Here is a 5,172-nt window from a genome sequence, read left to right as displayed (position 1 = left end):
GGCGGGGGTCTTCCAAATGGAATCCCAAGGGATTACGAACTTGGTTAAAGAGCTGGCACCGAAGCATTTCGAGCACATGATTCCCTTGGTGGCCCTTTATCGTCCCGGGCCGTTGGGAAGCGGTATGGTTGAAGACTTTATTAAGGGGAGCCACGGTGAAAAAAAGGTAACGTATTTACATCCCTTATTGGAGCCCATTTTAAAGGATACGTACGGGGTTATTCTTTATCAGGAACAGGTTATGCAGATTGCCTCCGCCATGGGCGGGTTCAGCCTGGGTGAAGCCGATTTGTTGCGTCGTGCTATGGGTAAGAAGAAAGAAGAAGTTTTGAAGGCTCAACGAGCCCATTTTCTGGAAGGAACTCGCAAGAACCATATTGATGATGACATTGCTAATAAAGTTTTCGATTTGATGGTATATTTTGCCGGTTACGGTTTTAATAAGTCACATTCCGCTGCCTACGCTTATGTTGCTTGGCAGACGGCATACCTAAAGGCCCACTATTGTGCCGAGTTTATGGCCGCTACCATGACCAGCATGATCAGCGACGTTGCGAAAATCAGTTATTATGCCGCTGAATGTAAGCGTCATCATGTACCTGTTTTGTCGCCCGACGTGAATGAGTCGGAATCGGTTTTTTCCGTACAGGGGGGCAATATTCGTTTCGGGTTGGCAGGCATTAAGAGTGTGGGAGAAAACGCCATTCGGACGATTTTGGAGGCTCGTAAAAAAGACGGTCCCTTTACGTCCTTTGAAGATTTTTGCAGTCGCGTGGATTCTCGTATCGTCAATCGGCGCGGTTTGGAAAGTTTGATTCAATGCGGTGCCATGGATTCATTCGGTAAGAAACGGTCACAACTTATGGCCGTTTTGGATCAGGCCATGTCCATGGGGGCCTTACGACGTAAGGATAACGAGTCGGGCCAGATGGGGTTGTTCGACGATGTCGTGTCCGATGTCTCGACGGATTTAGTGTATCCCGACATGGAAGAATATCCCCTATCCATGCGCTTGGCCATGGAAAAGGAGTACGACGGATTTTATTTCAGCGGGCATCCCTTAGATGCGTATACGGAGGTCATGAATAAATTGACTCTCCTTGCCGTCTTATATGATGAAGAAGCGAGAGGCTATGACGGCAAGATGATCACTGTAGGCGGTTTGATAACAGCCGTACGGCGAGTCACGACGAAACGTAACGATGCGATGGCCATTATAACGGTAGAAGATTTTACGCATACCGTTACGGTAGTCGTCTTTCCCAAAGTTTTTGAAAAGTGTCGGGAGCTGATTGTCGTCGACGCACCTGTAGCCGTTAAGGGGCGTGCCGACATTACGGATGATGATGTGCAGATTTTGGCCGATACGGTGCAGCCTTTGACGGAAGAAGCGGCTCAAGCGGTGAAAGAACGGCATGAGTCGACACAAATTCCGGAGGAATCACAATGGTTGGAGGGACAGGGTGAGAAACTTTTTATTAAAATTCCCGCCCGTTTAGAACAGAGTGATTTAAGTGATAAGGTAGCGGAAATCCTCAGCCGGTATCCGGGAAATACGAAAGTTTACTTTCATTTGGCAGGAAGCCGACGCACTATTTTGACGGATAAGAAGTACTGGATTACGGCAGGACCGAAACTGCAAAAAGAATTGGCCTTGCTCTTGGAACCGGGATTGTACATATTGCAATAGAGCTCGGAAATTGATATGATAAGGGAACAGACTTGGCAAAAATCCAAGCTGATTATCTTGCAAAACAGACTGAGCTCGTGATATAATTTCATAGTATGGGTTTAGTATGTTTAGAGAAGAGGTGTGAATGGTGAAAGAAGGTATCCATCCGAATTACGGTAAAGCCGTAGTAACGTGTGCGTGTGGCAATACTTTTGAAACAGGTTCCACAGTACCGGAACTGCGTGTCGAAATTTGCTCTAAATGCCATCCGTTCTATACCGGTCAACAGCGTACGCAGGCTGCTCGCGGTCGTATTGAACAGTTTAATAAACGTTACGGTAAAAAAGGCTAAACAGCTGAATAACAGCAGACAAGCGGTAGGCAGAGCAGCAATGCTCTGCTCTATTTGTTTGTAAATAAACGGGAGGTTCCATTGAGTAAACCTTATGTAGGCGGGCAGGCGGTTATCGAAGGCGTTATGATGCGCGGTCCTGAATACATTGCGACGGCTGTACGCACACCGTCGGGAGACATTACAGTACAAAAAGACAGAGTCCGTTCCGTTACAGAAAGATACCCCCTTTTGAAGAAGCCTTTTATCAGAGGATCAGTCGCCTTGGGAGAATCACTTTTTTACGGGATGAAGAGTCTTTCTTTTTCCGCCCGTGCATCGGGAGAGGAAGAAGAACAGATGACAAACAGTCAAATTGCGGCGACTATGTTGTTTTCCTGTTTAGTAGCTATTGTTTTCTTTGTAGCCTTGCCGACTTTTGCGGCCAAATATTTACTGGGTTCCGTTACGAGTCCGGTCATGTTGAATATTTGCGAAGGCTTGCTTAGACTGGCTGTCTTTTTACTATATATACGATGCATTTCATTTACTAAAGACATTCGGCGCGTGTTTGAATATCACGGAGCCGAGCATAAAACAATCTGGGCGTATGAAAAGGGGTTACCACTTACGGTAGAAAATGTACGTCCTCAGGTTCGACTGCATCCGCGATGCGGCACGAACTTTCTTTTAATCGTCATGGTCGTTTCCATCTTCGTGTTTGCCTTTTTAGGTTGGCCGTCTATTGCGGAACGAATCGTGTCGCGTGTCATTTTGATGCCCGTCGTGGCCGGGATTGCTTATGAAATCATACGCTTGGCAGGCAGGACGACGAATCATGTAGTTCAGACATTGATCAAACCCGGATTGTGGTTGCAATATTTGACGACGAGAGAACCGCATGACGATCAGATTGAAGTGGCTATTAAGGCCTTGGAAGCGGCGAAGCCGCAAGAACATACGGAAAATAAGCAGTAGATTCGGAAAGCGAGGAGTATAGCGTGTTTATTGATAAGGTACAAGCCGTAGAGAACAAGTTTATCGACTTGGAGCAGCGCATTAGTGACCCTTCCGTCATTGCCAGACAGGATGAATGGCAAAAATTGACGAAAGAGCATGCCTCCCTGGCACCGATTATCGAAACGTTTCGCAAGTATAAGGATGTATCCGCTACTATTGCGGATGACAAGGAAATCATTGCCGACGGGTCCGACGCGGAGTTGACGGCCATGGCTAAAGAAGAATTATCCGAATTGACCAAGGAACAGGAAGCTTTGGAAGAAGAATTGCATGTTCTCATGTTGCCTAAGGATCCGAATGACGATAAGAATGTTATTATGGAAATTCGTGGCGGTGCCGGCGGCGATGAAGCGGCTATTTTTGCCGGTGATCTCTTCCGCATGTATTCGAAATATATTGAAAAGCAAAAGGGCTGGAAGGCAAGTATTATCAGTTCCAACGCTCCCGAACTGGGCGGTTATAAGGAAGTTATCTTTTCTGTTGAAGGTGACGGTGTATACGGCAAGCTCAAATACGAATCGGGCGTACATCGCGTACAACGTGTGCCTGTTACAGAGTCGGGCGGTCGTATTCATACATCGACGGCGACGGTAGCAGTTTTGCCCGAAGCGGAAGATGTGGAAATCAACTTGAATATGGAAGATGTACGCGTCGATTATTTCCGAGCTTCCGGTGCCGGCGGTCAGCATGTCAACAAAACCTCGTCGGCTGTGCGCATGACGCATATTCCGTCGGGTATTGTCGTTGAGTGTCAGGACGAACGATCGCAGTTGGAAAACCGAGCCAAGGCTGTGCGGGTTTTGAAGGCTCGTCTTTTAGCTCAGGCGGAAGAAGAAGCCAATGCGGAAGTTACGGAAGCGCGGCGCAGTCAAGTCGGTACTGGCGATAGAAGTGAACGCGTGCGTACGTATAACTATCCGCAGGGACGCGTAACGGACCATCGCATTAATTTGACGCTGTACAAGTTGGAAAATATTATGAACGGTGATATTGACGAATTCATCCAGGCCTTGGCCGAAGCTCGTCGTGCCGAATTGATGAAGGAAGCCGAAGAAAGCAATGACTGATTTATGGACAATCGGCTCTCTTCTTAAATGGACGGAAGGATTTTTTGCCGAAAAAGGAATTGATACGCCGCGACTGGATGCGGAAATTCTGTTGGCACACGTTCTTGAAAAAGAACGTATTTATTTGTATGCTCATTTTGACGAACCTATGACCTCGACGGAGTTGTCGGCATATAAAGAGATGATAAAGAAAAGGGCGGCCCGGTATCCGGTCGCCCATATTTTGGGTATAAAGCCTTTTATGGGGCTTGATTTTATTGTCAATGAACACGTTCTCGTGCCGCGTCCGGAAACGGAACTTCTGGTTGAGGCTGTCTTGGAAATCTGCCCTAAAGAGGTTCCGGTACGCATCTTGGATATGGGGACGGGAAGCGGTGCCATCTTGCTGAGTCTCCTATCGTATTTGCCGCAGGCGACGGGAACGGGTGTAGACATTTCTTCTGATGCCTTGAAAATAGCCGCCGAAAACAGAGAGGCTCTTCACCTGGACAGGGTGCAGTGGGTGAATAGCGATCTTTTTACAAATGTAGAAGCTCATGAGTACGATTGGCTCGTTTCCAATCCGCCATATTTAACCGCTCCGGATATGCAGAATCTGGAAGAAGAAGTAAAATACGACCCGGAAACGGCTCTTTACGGCGGTACGGACGGACTGGATATATATCGCCGCCTGGCAAGTGAAGGCGGTGCTTACCTTAAAGTCGGCGGACACTGTATTGTGGAAGTAGGTGCCGGACAGGCGCGGCAGGTTGCGGAACTGTTTACGGAGCAAGATTTTGAACTCGTGCGAATTATCAAGGATTATGCCGATACGGAACGACATGTTTTACTCAGAAAGAAGGGGTAGACTGTGAAAGATACGAAGCTGGTGAAACTCACCGGCACGTCAGAGGATAAAAATATTTTGGAAGAAGCCGGTAGATTGATTCGCCAAGGTGAGCTCGTCATTTTCCCGACGGAGACTGTCTACGGGATAGGCGCCAACGGGCTGGACGCCGCTGCATGCAGGGCCATTTATACAGCAAAGGGACGACCCAGTGACAATCCGCTTATTTTGACGGTTCCCGATAAAGCCGGAGTCG

6 protein-coding genes are annotated in these 5,172 nt (G+C 47.7%); all 6 read left to right on the top strand.

The window, feature by feature from the left end; all coding sequences use genetic code 11:
• A partial coding sequence (gene dnaE, locus PGX78_RS04220; RefSeq protein WP_270445520.1) for a DNA polymerase III subunit alpha occupies positions 1–1,690 on the top strand: 1,690 nt, incomplete at its 5' end.
• A 130-nt stretch (positions 1,691–1,820) separates the two neighbouring features.
• Positions 1,821–2,024, top strand: coding sequence for a 50S ribosomal protein L31 (rpmE, locus tag PGX78_RS04215; RefSeq protein WP_040773554.1), 204 nt, complete (start codon positions 1,821–1,823; stop codon positions 2,022–2,024).
• Positions 2,025–2,150: 126 nt separating this feature from the next.
• On the top strand, positions 2,151–2,981 hold the full coding sequence (locus PGX78_RS04210) for a DUF1385 domain-containing protein (RefSeq protein WP_270445525.1): 831 nt from the start codon (positions 2,151–2,153) through the stop codon (positions 2,979–2,981).
• 23 nt (positions 2,982–3,004) lie between these two features.
• Positions 3,005–4,090, top strand: a complete 1,086-nt coding sequence (gene prfA / locus PGX78_RS04205; RefSeq protein WP_270445519.1) for a peptide chain release factor 1 — start codon at positions 3,005–3,007, stop codon at positions 4,088–4,090.
• Positions 4,083–4,937, top strand: coding sequence for a peptide chain release factor N(5)-glutamine methyltransferase (gene prmC / locus PGX78_RS04200; protein ID WP_270445518.1), 855 nt, complete (start codon positions 4,083–4,085; stop codon positions 4,935–4,937). Before prfA ends, prmC begins: the two co-directional genes overlap by 8 nt.
• Before the next feature lie 3 nt (positions 4,938–4,940).
• Positions 4,941–5,172, top strand: a 232-nt coding sequence (locus PGX78_RS04195; RefSeq protein ID WP_442864790.1) for an L-threonylcarbamoyladenylate synthase, incomplete at its 3' end; no start/stop codon positions are given.

It is taken from the genome of Megasphaera sp. AF13-6AC, assembly GCF_027685385.1.
Classification (GTDB): Bacteria; Bacillota; Negativicutes; order Veillonellales; family Megasphaeraceae; genus Megasphaera; species Megasphaera micronuciformis.
Note: the sequence above shows the minus strand (reverse complement) of the source record. Positions and strands in the feature narration are given on the sequence as shown.